At 31.8% G+C, this 14,339-nt stretch carries 16 protein-coding genes; 9 read left to right on the forward strand and 7 right to left on the reverse strand.

Annotation, left to right across the window (positions count from 1 at the left end; translation table 11 throughout):
- Window position 1: 1 nt before the first annotated feature.
- Window positions 2-382: a hypothetical protein gene (locus tag B3J44_RS15170; protein WP_286969363.1), complete on the reverse strand. Its 381-nt coding sequence runs from the start codon at window positions 380-382 to the stop codon at window positions 2-4.
- Entirely contained in the window at window positions 383-1,126 is a 744-nt protein-coding gene (locus tag B3J44_RS15175; RefSeq protein ID WP_286969365.1) for a diphthine--ammonia ligase, read from the reverse strand.
- A 94-nt stretch (window positions 1,127-1,220) separates the two neighbouring features.
- On the opposite strand from B3J44_RS15175, the gene B3J44_RS15180 reads away from it, so the two are divergent.
- The 3 genes from B3J44_RS15180 (at window position 1,221) to B3J44_RS15190 (ending at window position 4,966) form a co-directional block, all read left to right on the forward strand.
- Window positions 1,221-3,281, forward strand: a complete 2,061-nt coding sequence (locus B3J44_RS15180; protein WP_286969367.1) for a M1 family metallopeptidase — start codon at window positions 1,221-1,223, stop codon at window positions 3,279-3,281.
- Window positions 3,282-3,410: 129 nt separating this feature from the next.
- Window positions 3,411-4,316 (forward strand): patatin-like phospholipase family protein, encoded by a 906-nt coding sequence (locus tag B3J44_RS15185; RefSeq protein ID WP_198855732.1) that lies wholly within the window; start codon window positions 3,411-3,413, stop codon window positions 4,314-4,316.
- A 20-nt stretch (window positions 4,317-4,336) separates the two neighbouring features.
- On the forward strand, window positions 4,337-4,966 hold the full coding sequence (locus tag B3J44_RS15190) for a hypothetical protein (protein ID WP_286969368.1): 630 nt from the start codon (window positions 4,337-4,339) through the stop codon (window positions 4,964-4,966).
- 53 nt (window positions 4,967-5,019) lie between these two features.
- Here B3J44_RS15190 and B3J44_RS15195 read toward each other — a convergent pair whose 3' ends face one another.
- On the reverse strand, window positions 5,020-5,541 hold the full coding sequence (locus tag B3J44_RS15195) for a hypothetical protein (RefSeq protein WP_286969369.1): 522 nt from the start codon (window positions 5,539-5,541) through the stop codon (window positions 5,020-5,022).
- 122 nt (window positions 5,542-5,663) lie between these two features.
- Here B3J44_RS15195 and B3J44_RS15200 point away from each other — a divergent pair, with 122 nt between their 5' ends.
- Together B3J44_RS15200 and B3J44_RS15205 are read left to right on the forward strand one after the other, a co-directional pair.
- Window positions 5,664-6,431 (forward strand): sulfite exporter TauE/SafE family protein, encoded by a 768-nt coding sequence (locus tag B3J44_RS15200; RefSeq protein ID WP_286969371.1) that lies wholly within the window; start codon window positions 5,664-5,666, stop codon window positions 6,429-6,431.
- Between the two features lie 124 nt (window positions 6,432-6,555).
- Window positions 6,556-6,855, forward strand: coding sequence for a hypothetical protein (locus B3J44_RS15205; protein WP_286969372.1), 300 nt, complete (start codon window positions 6,556-6,558; stop codon window positions 6,853-6,855).
- On the opposite strand, the gene B3J44_RS15210 is transcribed toward B3J44_RS15205, so the two are convergent.
- Window positions 6,832-7,119, reverse strand: a complete 288-nt coding sequence (locus B3J44_RS15210) for a type II toxin-antitoxin system RelE/ParE family toxin (protein ID WP_286969374.1) — start codon at window positions 7,117-7,119, stop codon at window positions 6,832-6,834. The genes B3J44_RS15205 and B3J44_RS15210 overlap by 24 nt on opposite strands.
- Window positions 7,120-7,400: 281 nt before the next feature.
- On the opposite strand from B3J44_RS15210, the gene B3J44_RS15215 reads away from it, so the two are divergent.
- Together B3J44_RS15215 and B3J44_RS15220 are read left to right on the forward strand one after the other, a co-directional pair.
- Entirely contained in the window at window positions 7,401-9,737 is a 2,337-nt protein-coding gene (locus B3J44_RS15215; protein ID WP_198855728.1) for an ATP-dependent helicase, read from the forward strand.
- A 79-nt stretch (window positions 9,738-9,816) separates the two neighbouring features.
- Window positions 9,817-10,437 (forward strand): L-threonylcarbamoyladenylate synthase, encoded by a 621-nt coding sequence (locus B3J44_RS15220; RefSeq protein ID WP_286969375.1) that lies wholly within the window; start codon window positions 9,817-9,819, stop codon window positions 10,435-10,437.
- A gap of 187 nt (window positions 10,438-10,624) precedes the next feature.
- Here B3J44_RS15220 and B3J44_RS15225 read toward each other — a convergent pair whose 3' ends face one another.
- The 3 genes from B3J44_RS15225 to B3J44_RS15235 are packed head-to-tail and all read right to left on the reverse strand — an operon-like array spanning window position 10,625 to window position 12,987.
- Window positions 10,625-11,458, reverse strand: coding sequence for an OmpA/MotB family protein (locus tag B3J44_RS15225; RefSeq protein WP_286969377.1), 834 nt, complete (start codon window positions 11,456-11,458; stop codon window positions 10,625-10,627).
- Between the two features lie 32 nt (window positions 11,459-11,490).
- Entirely contained in the window at window positions 11,491-12,510 is a 1,020-nt protein-coding gene (locus B3J44_RS15230) for a glycosyltransferase family 2 protein (protein WP_286969378.1), read from the reverse strand.
- A 24-nt stretch (window positions 12,511-12,534) separates the two neighbouring features.
- Window positions 12,535-12,987: a type I restriction enzyme HsdR N-terminal domain-containing protein gene (locus B3J44_RS15235; protein ID WP_198855724.1), complete on the reverse strand. Its 453-nt coding sequence runs from the start codon at window positions 12,985-12,987 to the stop codon at window positions 12,535-12,537.
- 68 nt (window positions 12,988-13,055) lie between these two features.
- On the opposite strand from B3J44_RS15235, the gene holA reads away from it, so the two are divergent.
- Both holA and B3J44_RS15245 read left to right on the forward strand, forming a co-directional pair.
- Window positions 13,056-14,060: a DNA polymerase III subunit delta gene (gene holA / locus B3J44_RS15240; protein ID WP_286969379.1), complete on the forward strand. Its 1,005-nt coding sequence runs from the start codon at window positions 13,056-13,058 to the stop codon at window positions 14,058-14,060.
- 62 nt (window positions 14,061-14,122) lie between these two features.
- Window positions 14,123-14,305, forward strand: a complete 183-nt coding sequence (locus B3J44_RS15245; protein WP_198855722.1) for a CAL67264 family membrane protein — start codon at window positions 14,123-14,125, stop codon at window positions 14,303-14,305.
- Window positions 14,306-14,339 lie beyond the last annotated feature (34 nt).

The raw sequence follows: 14,339 nt of genomic DNA on the forward strand, positions 1-14,339 counted from the left end.
GTTAGTTTGTTTTTAAAATGTTTTTCTTGATGTAAATAGTGTCTGCATTATAAAAAGCCCCTTTTTTCATGCCACCGCCAAAAGGCTGCATAAATTGAATATTTTGATATTCGTAACCTTCTTTTTTAATCGTTTCATTCACTGCTAAAGTTGGTGCTTCGAAACCAAAAAATGTAAATTGACGATAACGCTTTTCAGCTAATAAAAAATAACCGTTTGCTTGACTTGAAGTCTCGCCAACATTACAATTTTCGATAGGCTGTTTTGTTTCTGCATCGTAAATATAGCCACTAATTTGTGGCCTTTTGCATCTGCTAACTAAACAGCTTTGCAAAAAGAAAGAAACTAGGATTAAAAAAATGAGATTATACAAGAACTTCATTTATTTTTTGATTAAATCACAATACCAAAACCCAAAATCAAAAGCGGTTTTATCATTGGTATCGCAGGCTTTGTTAGACGAATCTTCCTTTTCTGGTTTTTCATATTTTCGATACACAATTTCACCAATTTCAAAATCAATTGGTATTGAAAATATAGGACCGTCGAAAGTAAAGGTATGAAATTCACCGTTTTCTCCGCAAACATCTACATTTTCAGGCAAATCATTTATAAAATCTTGATCGATAACTCTTCCTAGAAAACTTTTGTCTAGATATTTTTCGTTGACACAAACTACAATGGTTTTAAAGCCTAGCGAAATAAATTCATGAATTAAGTCTTGAGTTGGAATTTTCCAAATTGGAAAAACTCCGTTAAGTCCAATTTTAGCCAATTGGTTTTCACGATACTTACGCAAATCTTCCAAAAAAATATCTCCAAAAATAGAATAACGTATTCCGTTCTGTTTTAACTCAGTTAAAGTTTTGGTCATAACTTGCTCGTAAACTTCCATTGTTGGCATTTCTGGAACTTCAAGAATTTTTAAAGGAATTCCAATGCTCTCGGCTTGGTTCTGCAATAATTCAAGACGAATTCCGTGCATAGAAATGCGCTGATATTGTTTGTTAACGCTTGTCAATAAACATTCAATTTTAAAATCTTTATTTTGAAGTATTTTATATAAAGCAAGAGCAGAATCTTTTCCGCTGCTCCAGTTAAATAAGGCTTTTTGAGGTGTAGACACAATTTGGCAGTTTTATATGGTAAACTTACAAAATTCGTTCTATTTGTAAAGGAAACCTTTGTAACTTTGGGATTTCGCCTTCAAATACGTTTCAATGAAATACATTCTTTTATTATTCACTAGTTTTCTTTTTGCGCAACAAACTCAATTCGTCGATTTTAAATCGGTTTCAGGACAATTGTCTTTAAATTCAAAAGAAAAAACAGTTTCAGGTGCTGTCGATTTTCAATTTGAGGTTTTAAAGGATTGTGATACTATTTCGCTTGACGCTAAAAACATGGAATTTTCGAATGTGAAAATCAATGAAAAAGAAATCATTTTTATCAATACCACTAAACAGTTAAAATTGGTTTTCCCTTTTAAAAAAGGAGAAAATGATCTAACTTTTAATTATAGCGTAAAACCAAAACAAGCCTTGTATTTTGTTGATATGGAAAACGATGAAGTGCAGATTTGGACACAAGGGCAAGGAAGATATACTAGCAATTGGTTTCCGAGTTTTGATGATGTCAATGAAAAGCTAGTTTTTAATTTAGGCATTACTTATGATGAAGAGTATCAGGTAGTTTCAAACGGAGTTCTAAAGGAAAAGACAAATAACGGAAATCTAAATCATTGGCAGTTTATGATGGAAAAACCAATGAGTTCGTATTTGTTGATGCTGGCGATTGGAAAATATGATAAAAGAGAATTTAAATCTAGAAGCAGAATACCTTTAGAATATTATTACGAACCAAAAGACGCCGATCGTTTTGAACCAACTTATCGCTATTCGAAACGAATTTTTGATTTCCTTGAAAAAGAAATTGGTGTAAAATATCCTTGGAAAATTAATAGACAGATTCCAGTTAGAGACTTTTTATATGCCGGAATGGAAAATACTACTTCAACACTTTTTGCAACACGTTATGTAGTAGATTCAATTGGTTTTTGTGATCGAAATTATACTAATGTAGATGCTCACGAATTGGCACATCATTGGTTTGGAGATCTTATTACAGCCGAAAGCAGCACTCATCATTGGCTTCAGGAAGGTTTTGCAACTTATTTTGCTTTGCTTGCAGAAAAAGATATTTATGGAGATGACTATTTTTACTCTAAACTATACAATACAGCACAGCAAATAAAGTTTGCGTCTCGTACTGACACGATTCCAGTTTTAAATGCAAAAGCAAGTTCGCTTACATTTTACGAAAAAGGGGCCTGGGCATTGTTTGTGTTACATGAATCTATTGGAGATAAAGCCTTTAAAAAAACAATTAAAAATTATCTGAATAAGTACGCTTATCAAACGGTAAATACACAGAATTTCTTCGATGAAATTAAAAAAGTTTCTGATTTTGATTTGGAAAAATTCCAAAAGACATGGCTAGAATCAACTGTTTTTGATACCCCAACTGCAAATGCATTATTGAGTAAAAACAAAACAATTCAAAAGCGATTAGAAATCGATAAATTGAAAAAAACACCTTTAAAAGATAAAATAGATGTCTTAAAAAGTACTTTAGAATCTGATGCGTATCAATCTGTAAAAGAAGCTGTTGTTGATCAATTAGAAAATGAAAAATACGAAGAAAAAAAGCCTCTTTTGCTTTTAGCGCTGCAGACTAATAATATTAATGTTCGTCAAAATTTAGCAGGATCTCTAACTAAAATTCCAGAAGATTTTAGAACAAACTATGAAACGCTTTTGGATGACAAATCGTATCAAACCCAAGAAATAGCACTTTATTGGCTGTGGAGAAACTTTCCCGACCATAGAAAAGAATATTTGGATAAATCTAAAAACTGGATCGGTTTTAACGATTATAACTTAAGAACTTTATGGCTTTCGTTGGTATTGTCAACACCAAATTACAATAGTGATATAGATTCTTTGACAAGTGAACTTATTGCATTTTCATCTACAAAATATGAAGCTACAACACGACAAAATGCTTTAGAAAAATTGATTGCTTTTAAAATTATTAACGATCAGGTTTTGAGTAATTTAGTTAGCGCTACTACACATCACATGTGGCAGTTTTCTAAATTTGGAAGAGATACTATAAGACTTCTGTTAAAAAATCCTGAAATGCGTGCTTCATTTAATAGAATTTTACCTAATTTGACACCCGATGAGCAATTTCAATTAAATCGTTTATTAAAAGAGTAAATTAGAGGGAAAAGAGGGAAGAAGCAAGATTCACATTAAAGGATTTTAAAAATAATCTTGGTTCTTGCTTCTTTTCTCTATATTCTCTAAAAAAAAATATCCCAAAAAATAAAACCTACATTACAATTTATGAGAGCATTGGTTATTTCAGGTGGTGGCAGTAAAGGCGCATTTGCTGGCGGTGTTGCCCAGTATTTAATAGAAGAAAAAAAACATGAATACGATTTGTTTATAGGAACTTCTACAGGAAGTTTATTAATTCCGCACTTAGCTCTCGGTCATATCAAAAAAATACATTCTGTATACACCAATGTTACTATGTCGAGTATCTTCAACATTTGTCCGTTTGTGGTAAAAACCAAAGACGGAGTCGATATTGTGACCATTAACCACTTTAATGTAATACGTCAGTTTTTTAAAGGAAAACGAACTTTTGGAGAAAGTAAAGGTTTAAAGAAATATATTCAGAATAATTTTTCGCTTTCAGATTTTAATAAACTAAAAAAACTTAAGACAGATGTTGTCGTAACGGTAACCAATTTTACCACAAACGAATCAGAATACAAATTGGCAAAAGATTGCACATATGAAGAGTTTTGCGAATGGTCTTGGATCTCGAGTAATTATGTTCCGTTTATGAGTTTGGTTGAGAAAAACAACTTTGAATATGGTGATGGAGGATTTTCTAGTTTGGTTCCAATTCGTGAAGCTATCAACCGTGGGGCGACAGAAATAGATGTAATTGTATTGGAAACAGAAGTTAATACCACTAAAACAGTAATTGGAAAAAATCCGTTTTCATTAATGATCGATTTGTTCAGAATTGCTTTAGATCAAGTCGAAAAACACGATATTGCTATAGGAAAACTTATGGCAAATACTAAAGATGTAAAACTTAACTTATATTACACTCCAATAAAATTAACAGATAACGCACTGATTTTTAATAAAGAAGTGATGAAAGAATGGTGGGAGCAAGGTTACGAATATGCACAGAATAAATCTGAAGTTATGAGTGATAATAGGAAGATGTAAAAACTTAATTTATCTAAAATATGAGAAGTTTGCGTTATTCTATTTTATTCTTGCTATTAATTTTCTCTTTTTTAAGCTGTCAAAAAGAAAGACAAAAGCCTAATTTTAAGTTACCAAATAAGGGCGAAGTTAATGCGATAATTAAGGCTCTCATTAATAGTGATAGTTTAGAAATCGCTCAATATTTAGGTGATGAGAAAAAGGTCTTTTTTTGCGAAGATCTAGAGAAATTGAAAATTGGACATTTTGATAAAAACAAATTGCGAAAAAAAGAAGATGGAGAGTTTGAGTTAATAGAATTTCTTATTGGATTTCCTGATATTCCTAAGGATAAATTCTTCTTTTCGAAATCAGATTCGTTGTATATTGAATTTCAAAGCAAAAAACTTAGTGCTTTTAAATTAGAGCAAAAAGATTTTAAAGAAGTAAATATAAGATCAGTTGAAGAAATTAAAAAGGAAATTAAAAGCCAAGAATACTTTAGCTACTACTATGCTACTATTCCAATTCTTTCACTTAATAGGAAAAAAGCCTATCTCAAATATGTTTTAAATTGTTCTGGTTTATGCGGAGCAGGTTATCGAGTTTTCTTAGAAAAAAAGAAAGGAAAATGGATAGTAGTAAAATATCGAGAGGAATGGGTAAGTTAAATATACATGAAAGATTGAATAAAATATATTCAATCTTTCATGTAAATATATTTCTACCACATTTCAGCTACCTCATTTTTAATAAATCCTAACGCAGCATTGCTTGGAGATTGTTTTTCTAATAAATCATTCAAGATTACTTCACGAAGCTTGTCAGCATTTTCAACTTTTTCGCTCATTGCTGCTTTACGAATCATTTGGATTGTTGCGTTCTTTGCAGTTGAAATGATTGTCCAGCATTCTTCAGACATATAAATCTGTTGCGTTAAATTATGTTCAAATTCATGTTCGATTTGGTCTATTAGGTAATTTTCGTAATCGTGTTTGTTTTGAGAAATAGGAGAAATTCTGATTAGCAATTTTGTCAAGTTAATACGCTCCAAAAATAAAGTCATGCGTTCGTAAGCTTGCAAACGTATTGGTAACGACTCTTTGTGTGCCTGTTTGTTTAATAAAAAAGCACGTTTTTTATCGTTGTTTTTAATATGCAGTTCAAAAAAACTGTAAGCAACAAATCCAGTAACAATTGCAGGTAAAGTATAACTGGCTAATTCTATAATTCTTGTAAAATCCATTGGGTTAATTTTTTAGCAAAAATATACTTTTTGATGAGAAATCAACTTTAAATTTATGGTAATAAACAAAAAGGAAGATGTATTTTTGCAACTTGTTTTACCGTGACTGAAATGTATTTTTAATGGATTTATATCTACTATTTTTTCTCTGTTTGGCCGCTTTTGCTGCAGGATTTATTGATGCAATTGTAGGAGGCGGCGGATTAATCCAGACACCAATGGGATTAATTTTATTGCCAAATCTTCCTGTTTCGACTGTAATTGGCACTTTGAAAATTCCAGCTTTTAGCGGAACTGCTTTTGCAGCTTTTCAATATTTAAAAAAAGTTGTTATTCAGTGGAAAGTTTTAATTATCATGATGTGTTTGGCAGTTCCGTCAGCATTTTTAGGTTCGACAGTTTTAACTATGGTCAGCAATGATTTTATGAAACCGCTTTTATTGGTGGTTTTGTCCTTGTTGTTTGTATATACTTATGCTAAGAAAAATTTTGGCCAGCATGAAGAAAAAGACCATTCTCCTGCAAGACAAATATTTTACGCAGTTGTTATAAGTATGATTGTTGGATTTTATGACGGATTTATTGGGCCTGGTACTGGAAGTTTTTTTGTTGTGGCTTTTATTGCACTTTTAGGTTTTGATTTTCTTCATGCTTCTGCGAATGCCAAAATGGTAAATCTAGCGACCAATTTCGGTTCAATTTGCCTTTTTATGATTAAAGGAAAAATCATTTGGGCTATTGCGATTCCAATGGCTGTTAGCAACGGACTTGGAGGTTGGCTTGGAGCAAAACTTGCCATCAATAAAGGAAACGGTTTTATTCGGATTTTCTTTTTAATCGTAGTCGTAGGTACTTTGATTCGATTTGCATACGATGTGTTTTTTAAATAAGATTCTAAGTTGCTAAGGTTCTGAGATACTAAGTTTTATTTTTATAATTATATTATAAAGTTGATTATTATAATTATAAAATGATTATTTTTGTATCATTATTTGAGAATTTTAATTTTTTATAATGATAGAAATAGTTGAGAATTATGAGAACTACATTAATTCGTTGCCAGAATTAATAGGTAAATCTTATTATAAAGCTGAGTTTTTTATTCAAAAATTAGGTTTAAAACATGCAACCTATTATAGAAAATTAAAATCAAAAAGCTTTACGCATCAAGAAGTAAAGCTAATTACTTCTTTGCTTTTTCCTGAAGAAATTTTAATGCAGGAACTTCAAAAAAGTGAAGAAGATATAAGGGCAGGAAGAACAATTGATTTTGAAGATTTTAAACAAAAGTTAAGAGCTAAGTATAACGTCTAATTCTAAAGGATTTCTTTTATTATCCCAAAATAGAACAATATATATAGTTTGTTTTTCAACTGTATAAAACAAATGTACCTGATTAGATATTAGAAACTTTCGGAAGGAAGTTTTTTTGTATTTTGTGCCAATGTGATTATTTTGTACAATTATTTCTATTGTTGAGATAGTTTGATTTGAAAATTTACTGGCCTTAAGATCACTATATTTATTTATAATTTGGGAAAATGTCTTTTCAGCGTTTTCTGTTAATTTTACAGTCATTTATTACCGTTTAAGTTTTACAAATATAAAATAATTAAAGAATTTTCTCTTTTTTTTTATTTAAAACAATTGTTTGAGTCTAGCCCCGATTGAGGCGGTATCCTCGTAGCGTAGCGGAGAGATATAGCCAAAAGCGGGAACCCATGCCTGAAATAAATGCCCTTTGTTTGGCTTCGAAAAAAAACTTAGTATCTCAGAATCTTAGCTACTTAGAAGCTTTCAAAAGCATCTTAGGAACTTTCTTTTTAAATTCTTAATTTTGCATAAAAGGAGAAAATTACATGCAGAAATATATTGACCAGCTCAACGAAGCGCAAAGAGCGCCTGTTTTAAAGAAAGACGGGCCAATGATTATTATTGCTGGTGCAGGTTCGGGAAAAACACGTGTTTTGACAATTAGGATTGCGTATTTGATGGCTCAAGGTATTGATTCTTTCAATATTTTGTCGCTAACTTTTACTAATAAAGCAGCTCGCGAGATGAAACACAGGATTTCGGATATTGTGGGCGCATCTGAAGCGAAAAATCTTTGGATGGGAACTTTTCACTCGATTTTTGCGCGTATTCTTCGTGCTGAATCGGATCATTTGGGATATCCTTCCAATTTTACCATTTATGATTCTCAAGATTCCGCGAGATTAATTTCTTCGATTATCAAAGAAATGCAGCTTGATCGTGATGTTTACAAACCAAAACAGGTTTTAGGACGTATATCTGGATATAAGAATAACTTGATTACGGTAAAAGCATATTTTAATAATCCAGAGTTGGTTGAAGCTGATGCAATGGCGAAAAGACCAAGATTGGGTGAAATTTATCAGCAGTATGTAGATCGCTGTTTTAAGGCAGGTGCAATGGATTTTGATGATTTGTTGTTGAAAACCAATGAGTTGCTTACTAGATTTCCAGAAGTTTTAGCTAAGTATCAAGATCGTTTCCGTTATATATTGGTTGATGAGTACCAAGATACTAATCACTCTCAGTATTTGATTGTTAGGGCTTTATCTGATAGATTTCAGAATATTTGCGTAGTAGGAGATGATGCTCAGAGTATTTATGCTTTCCGTGGAGCGAATATTAATAATATTTTGAATTTCCAAAAGGATTACGAAGGTGTAGTCATGTTTCGTTTAGAGCAGAATTATCGTTCGACTCGAAATATTGTTGAAGCCGCAAATACAGTAATGGAACACAATAAAACCAAACTGGATAAAGTGGTTTGGACAGCAAATGAATTTGGGCCGAAAATTAAAGTTCATAGAAGTTTGACTGATGCCGAAGAAGGGCGTTTTGTGGCGAGCACAATTTTCGAACAGAAAATGCAAAATCAATTGCATAATGGTGCTTTTGCAATTTTGTATCGTACCAATGCTCAATCTCGTGCAATGGAAGATGCTTTAAGAAAACGTGATATTCCGTATAGAATTTATGGCGGATTATCTTTTTATCAACGTAAGGAGATTAAAGACGTTTTATGTTATTTGCGTTTAGTTCTGAATCCGAAAGATGAGGAAGCTTTGATTCGCGTTATCAATTATCCAGCTCGTGGAATTGGGGATACAACAATTGAAAAACTGACTATTGCCGCCAATCATTATAAGCGTTCGATTTGGGAAGTAATGGTAAATATCGATAAAATCGATTTAAAACTGAATGCAGGTACTAAAAATAAGTTGAAAGACTTTGTAACAATGATTCAGAGTTTTCAGGTTATCGATCAGAATCAGGATGCATTTTATATCACAGATCACGTTGCAAAGAAAACTGGTTTGGTTCAGGAATTGAAAAAAGATGCTACTCCAGAAGGAATGGCTAAAATTCAGAACATCGAAGAACTTTTAAACGGTATTAAAGATTTTACCGAAGGACAGAGAGAAGTAGACGGAGCAAGAGGTGCGCTTTCTGAGTTTATGGAAGATGTAGCTTTGGCAACAGATTTAGATAAAGATACTAACGATGAAGATCGTGTGGCTTTAATGACGATTCACTTGGCAAAAGGACTAGAGTTTCCGCACGTGTTTGTAGTTGGAATGGAAGAAGATTTGTTTCCAAGTGCTATGAGTATGAGCACGAGAAGTGAACTAGAAGAAGAACGCCGATTATTTTATGTAGCATTGACTCGTGCAGAACATCAGGCATACTTGACTTATGCAAATTCTCGTTATCGTTGGGGGAAATTAACAGATAGTGAGCCTTCTCGTTTTATTGAAGAAATTGAAGATCAATATTTAGAATATTTAACGCCAGCAGAAACAAACTATCGTTATAAATCTCCTATTGATGGTGATATTTTTGGCGATGTAGATAAATCAAAATTGCGATTGGCAAAACCAGTTGGAGGAACTCCTCCTAAACATATTACAGACAATAGTCCGAAACCAGACTTAAATATTCGAAAATTAAAACCTGTTTCTGGAAATGCACCAAGCAGTGGAAACTCCAATTTATTTGACAGTAAATTGACGGTTGGAAATGTTGTAATGCACGAACGTTTTGGTAGAGGAGAGGTAATAAATCTTGAAGGTGTTGGAGCAGATCGAAAAGCAGAAATTAGATTTGAAGTTGGAGGAATCAAGAAATTGTTGCTAAGATTTGCTAAATTAGATGTAGTAGGATAAAAATTATTGTTTCAAGCTTCGCGCGTTATATCAAGTAACTTGAAACTTTGGAAATAAAACAAAATAAACTAAAAAAATTATGGCAGAATTTATAAAAATATATCCAGATAAACCTAGTGAAGCTGCTATTGCAAAAGTGGTAAAAGTGCTTCAGAATGGTGGTTTGGTAATTTATCCGACAGATACTGTTTATGGTTTAGGTTGTGATATTACCAATTCGAGAGCATTAGAAAAAATTGCTAGAATAAAAGGAGTAAAATTAGAAAAGGCAAACTTTTCATTTATTTGTTGTGATTTAAGTAATTTGTCAGACTATGTGAGACAGATAGACACATCGACTTTTAAGATATTAAAGAGAGCTTTGCCAGGGCCATATACTTTTATTTTGCCTGGAAATAATAATCTCCCTAAAGAATTTAAAAAGAAAACTACAGTGGGTATTCGTGTTCCTGACAATAATATCATCCTAGAGATTGTTCGTCAGTTAGGAAATCCAGTTGTTTCAACTTCTATTCGTGATGAAGATGATGTTATAGAATATACTACCGATCCAGAATTGATTTTTGAAAAATGGCAAAATCTTGTAGATCTTGTGATAGATGGTGGTTATGGAGATAATGTAGGATCTACAATTATAGATCTTTCTGAGCATGAGCCAGTTATCGTCAGAGAAGGTAAAGGAGATATTGGTATTTTGTAAAAAAATACACTAAAAGTATAAAAGTATAGAAATTATGAGTAACTTTATTATGTTAAAATTTAGTTAGTTACTTAAAAATAATGCTATTCTTGATTTATATTTAATTGGTTATTAAAAAAAATTAAGGATACATAAAAGCAGGTCTATTGACCTGCTTTTTCTGTATTATAAGTATGTGAAACTCTAATTATTTTTGTTGTTTCTTCATTTCTTTTTCAATCATATCATAGAATTGATCGATTTTTGGCATAACAACGATACGAGTTCTTCTGTTACGAGCTTTATTTTCAGGAGTATCATTAGCAACCAATGGCACATAAGAACTTCTACCTGCAGCAATTAATTTAGCTGGGTTAACTCCAAGATCGTTTGTCAATACACGAACGATAGAAGTAGAACGTTTAACACTTAAATCCCAGTTGTCTAAGATAATTCCGTTGCTTTTGTAAGGAACATCATCAGTGTGTCCTTCAACCATACACTCAAAGTCAGGTTTGTCGTTTACCACTTTTGCAACTTTAGCTAAAACAGTTTTAGCTTTATCACTTACATCATAGCTTCCGCTTTTGAATAATAATTTGTCAGCGATAGAGATAAATACAACTCCTTTTTCAACATTGATTTCGATGTCTGGATCGTTGATTCCAACTGCACCTTTTAAACTAGTAACTAATGCTAAAGTAACACTGTCTTTTTTAGTTAAAGCATCTTGAAGTCTAGAGATTTTCAAATCTTTTTCTTTTAAACTTTCAAGAGATTTTTCAAGGTTTTCAGCACCTTTAGTAGTTAAGATAGTTAAATCTTTAGAACTATTAATTAGATCTTGATTATGTTGTTTGTAGCTTTCAGCTGTTGCAGCTAATCCAGCTTTTTCTTCTAAGCACGAATTTAATTTTACAGTACATGAGTTTAACAAATCTTGAGTCTCTTTGTTTTTAGCTTCTAACTCTGCATATTTCTTTTTAGAAACACAAGATGTCAGGGCCATTAATACTGATAGTGCGATAACTATTTTTCTCATAAATTTAATTTTAATTAGACTTGATTACAAATTTAGTTTTTAATATTTTGAATACTGTTAAAGATTTCTTTAAATAAGGTCAATTTCTTGATATAATAAAGGAAAACGATGCTTTTTACTGTATAGTATTGCTGTAATTGAAAATCTTTTCGTTTTTTTAAGTATTTTAAAGATAAGCAATAAAATGAAAAATGCGCCTTTAAAATAGCAAAAGTATGTCCAAACTTGCCTTGTGTGAAAAAGCGTATGCCAGCAATTCCATCTAAAACCATGCGGAAAAAAATTACAAAAAACAAACCTTTTGAAGGGAGATTTTTAACTAGCATTAACAATGAATTTCTAAAATTCAAATAAGTTTTTTTAGGATTTCCTTGTTGTAATGTTGCGCCACCAACATGGTAAACAACAGACTGATAATTATATTTTATAACATGCCCTTCGTTAGTGGCACGCCAACATAAATCTATTTCTTCCTGATGTGCAAAGAAACTTTCGTCAAACCCCCCTAATTCATGAAAAATATTTTTCCTAATGAAAAAACAAGCGCCTGATGCCCAAAATAATTCGATATTGGTATCGTATTGTCCATTGTCTTTTTCGATTGTATCGAATATTCTTCCCCTACAGAAAGGGAATCCATATTTATCAATAAAACCGCCGGCAGCACCTGCATATTCAAAATATTCTTTATTTTTAAAATCCAGAATTTTTGGCTGAATAATAGCAGTCTTATGTTCTTTTTCAAAAGTGTCTAGAATGGGTTGAAGCCAATTTTCTGTGACTTCAATGTCTGAATTTACTAATGCATATATTTCTGCATCAATATGTTGTAAAGCATCATTGTAGCCTTTTGCAAAGCCATGATTGCCTGAGTTTTTTACAATTTTTACGGTTGGAAATTGTTCTGCAATAAATGCAATAGAGTTATCTGTAGAATCATTGTCTGCAACATAAATTGTTGCTCCTTCTGAATACTGAATAACAGATGGTAAAAATTGCTCTAGCAATTTTACTCCGTTCCAATTTAAAATGACAACTGCTATTTTATCCAAAAGTACTCAATTATTTATTCTTTATTAATGATTTTCTTTATAGTCAGGTAGGCTTCTTAAAAACTCATATTTTTCGTTTTCAAAATCCATTTGACAATAAAAATGGTTTAGTCCGTTTGTCACATTCAAAAACCGTGCCTGCATTGTCATATTGTAACGGGCAATCTGATCAAAAGTTGCCTGAGAGATTTTAACTTCTGGCGCTTTGCACTCTACTAATATATGTATAGAGCCATTAGGGTTAAATACAACAACATCGTATCGTTTTCGTAATCCGTTGACAGTTAAAACTTTCTCTACGTTGATAAGCGATTTTGGATATTTTTTTTCGTGCATTAAAAAATGAACAACGTGCTGTCGAACCCATTCTTCTGGCGTAAGAATTATAAATTTTTTCCTGATTTCATCAAAAATAGACACTTTATTTTCGCTATTTTTGAATCGGAAACTATAAGCAGGGAAATTAAGTTTAAGCATAAAGCAAAAATATAAAATAGTTTTTTGTTTCAAAGTAACTTGAAGCTTTAAACTTGAAACAAGTATAAATGGACGAAGTAGTAAAAATTGTTAACGATATTAAAGCCGGAGATATTAAACCGATTTATTTTTTAATGGGTGAAGAACCTTATTATATAGATAAATTGTCGGAATATATTGAACAGAATGTTTTAGCTGAAGAAGAAAAAGGCTTTAATCAAACAGTTTTATATGGAAGAGATGTTTCTGTAGATGATATTGTTTCAACGGCCAAGCGCTATCCTATGATGGCTGAACGTCAAGTTGTTATAGTGAAAGAAGCGCAGGATTTATCAAGAACAATTGATAAAATCGAATCGTATGTAGAGAATCCGATGCAAACTACCGTTTTGGTTATTTGCTATAAATATAAAACACTAGATAAGCGTAAAAAAGTTACCAAACTATTAGGACAGAAGGGCGTTGTTTACGAAAGTAAAAAATTATATGAAAATCAGGTAGGAGATTGGATAAAGCGTGTTTTAGCTGGAAAAAAATACACCATTGATCCAAAAGCTAATGCCATGTTAGTTGAATTTTTAGGTACAGATTTGAGTAAAATCAACAATGAGCTAGAAAAACTGCAGATTATTTTACCGAAAGGCACTATGATCACAGCAGAGCACATTGAAGAAAATATTGGTTTTAGTAAAGATTATAATGTATTTGAACTTCGAAAAGCAATTGGAGAACGAAATCAATTGAAAGCTTATAAGATAGCAGAAAACTTTGCTCATAATCCTAAAGAATACCCTTTAGTTATGACTACAGGTTTGGTATTTGGCTTTTTTGTTCAGCTTCTAAAGTATCATGGACTGAAAGATAAAAATCCTAAAAACGTTGCATCGGCACTTGGAGTAAATCCGTATTTTTTAAAAGAATATGATTTGGCGGTCAAAAATTATCCAATGAGAAAAGTAAGTCAGATTGTTGGCGCTTTACGCGATATTGATATTAAAAGTAAAGGTGTGGGCGCTAATGCTTTACCTCAATCAGATTTGTTAAAAGAAATGCTTTATAAAATATTTAATTAAGCCATTAAAATTCACGATATTTGCCTTTCTAAAAATTTGACACTATTAATATTTACATAATTATGGGAATGAATAAAAACACCATTTTAGGATGGGCCACTTTAATAATGGTACTTATGGGATTTTTGCTTATAGGTCTTGGAATCTTTAGATACAGCGATGTTTCAGGCTGGGGATTTGGTGCTGTTGGAGTAGGTTTCCTTGCTAATGCTTGGGTTTTCAATGCTCTAAAAGGTAGAGTTTAAGATGTCAGAATTCAAAAAAAATAAATAATATAAT

Origin of the sequence: Flavobacterium sp. UBA4854, assembly GCF_002399805.1 — a bacterium.
Taxonomy (GTDB): domain Bacteria; phylum Bacteroidota; class Bacteroidia; order Flavobacteriales; family Flavobacteriaceae; genus Flavobacterium; species Flavobacterium ginsengisoli.

Coding starts and splice junctions, on each gene's coding strand:
- B3J44_RS15195 (WP_286969369.1), bottom strand. CDS start 5,541: ATGGATTTTACAAGAATTATAGAATTAGCCAGTTATACTTTACCTGCA.
- B3J44_RS15215 (WP_198855728.1), top strand. CDS start 7,401: ATGCAGAAATATATTGACCAGCTCAACGAAGCGCAAAGAGCGCCTGTT.
- holA (WP_286969379.1), top strand. CDS start 13,056: ATGGACGAAGTAGTAAAAATTGTTAACGATATTAAAGCCGGAGATATT.
- B3J44_RS15220 (WP_286969375.1), top strand. CDS start 9,817: ATGGCAGAATTTATAAAAATATATCCAGATAAACCTAGTGAAGCTGCT.
- B3J44_RS15210 (WP_286969374.1), bottom strand. CDS start 7,119: ATGACTGTAAAATTAACAGAAAACGCTGAAAAGACATTTTCCCAAATT.
- B3J44_RS15200 (WP_286969371.1), top strand. CDS start 5,664: ATGGATTTATATCTACTATTTTTTCTCTGTTTGGCCGCTTTTGCTGCA.
- B3J44_RS15185 (WP_198855732.1), top strand. CDS start 3,411: ATGAGAGCATTGGTTATTTCAGGTGGTGGCAGTAAAGGCGCATTTGCT.
- B3J44_RS15190 (WP_286969368.1), top strand. CDS start 4,337: ATGAGAAGTTTGCGTTATTCTATTTTATTCTTGCTATTAATTTTCTCT.
- B3J44_RS15180 (WP_286969367.1), top strand. CDS start 1,221: ATGAAATACATTCTTTTATTATTCACTAGTTTTCTTTTTGCGCAACAA.
- B3J44_RS15170 (WP_286969363.1), bottom strand. CDS start 382: ATGAAGTTCTTGTATAATCTCATTTTTTTAATCCTAGTTTCTTTCTTT.
- B3J44_RS15235 (WP_198855724.1), bottom strand. CDS start 12,987: ATGCTTAAACTTAATTTCCCTGCTTATAGTTTCCGATTCAAAAATAGC.
- B3J44_RS15245 (WP_198855722.1), top strand. CDS start 14,123: ATGGGAATGAATAAAAACACCATTTTAGGATGGGCCACTTTAATAATG.
- B3J44_RS15225 (WP_286969377.1), bottom strand. CDS start 11,458: ATGAGAAAAATAGTTATCGCACTATCAGTATTAATGGCCCTGACATCT.
- B3J44_RS15205 (WP_286969372.1), top strand. CDS start 6,556: ATGATAGAAATAGTTGAGAATTATGAGAACTACATTAATTCGTTGCCA.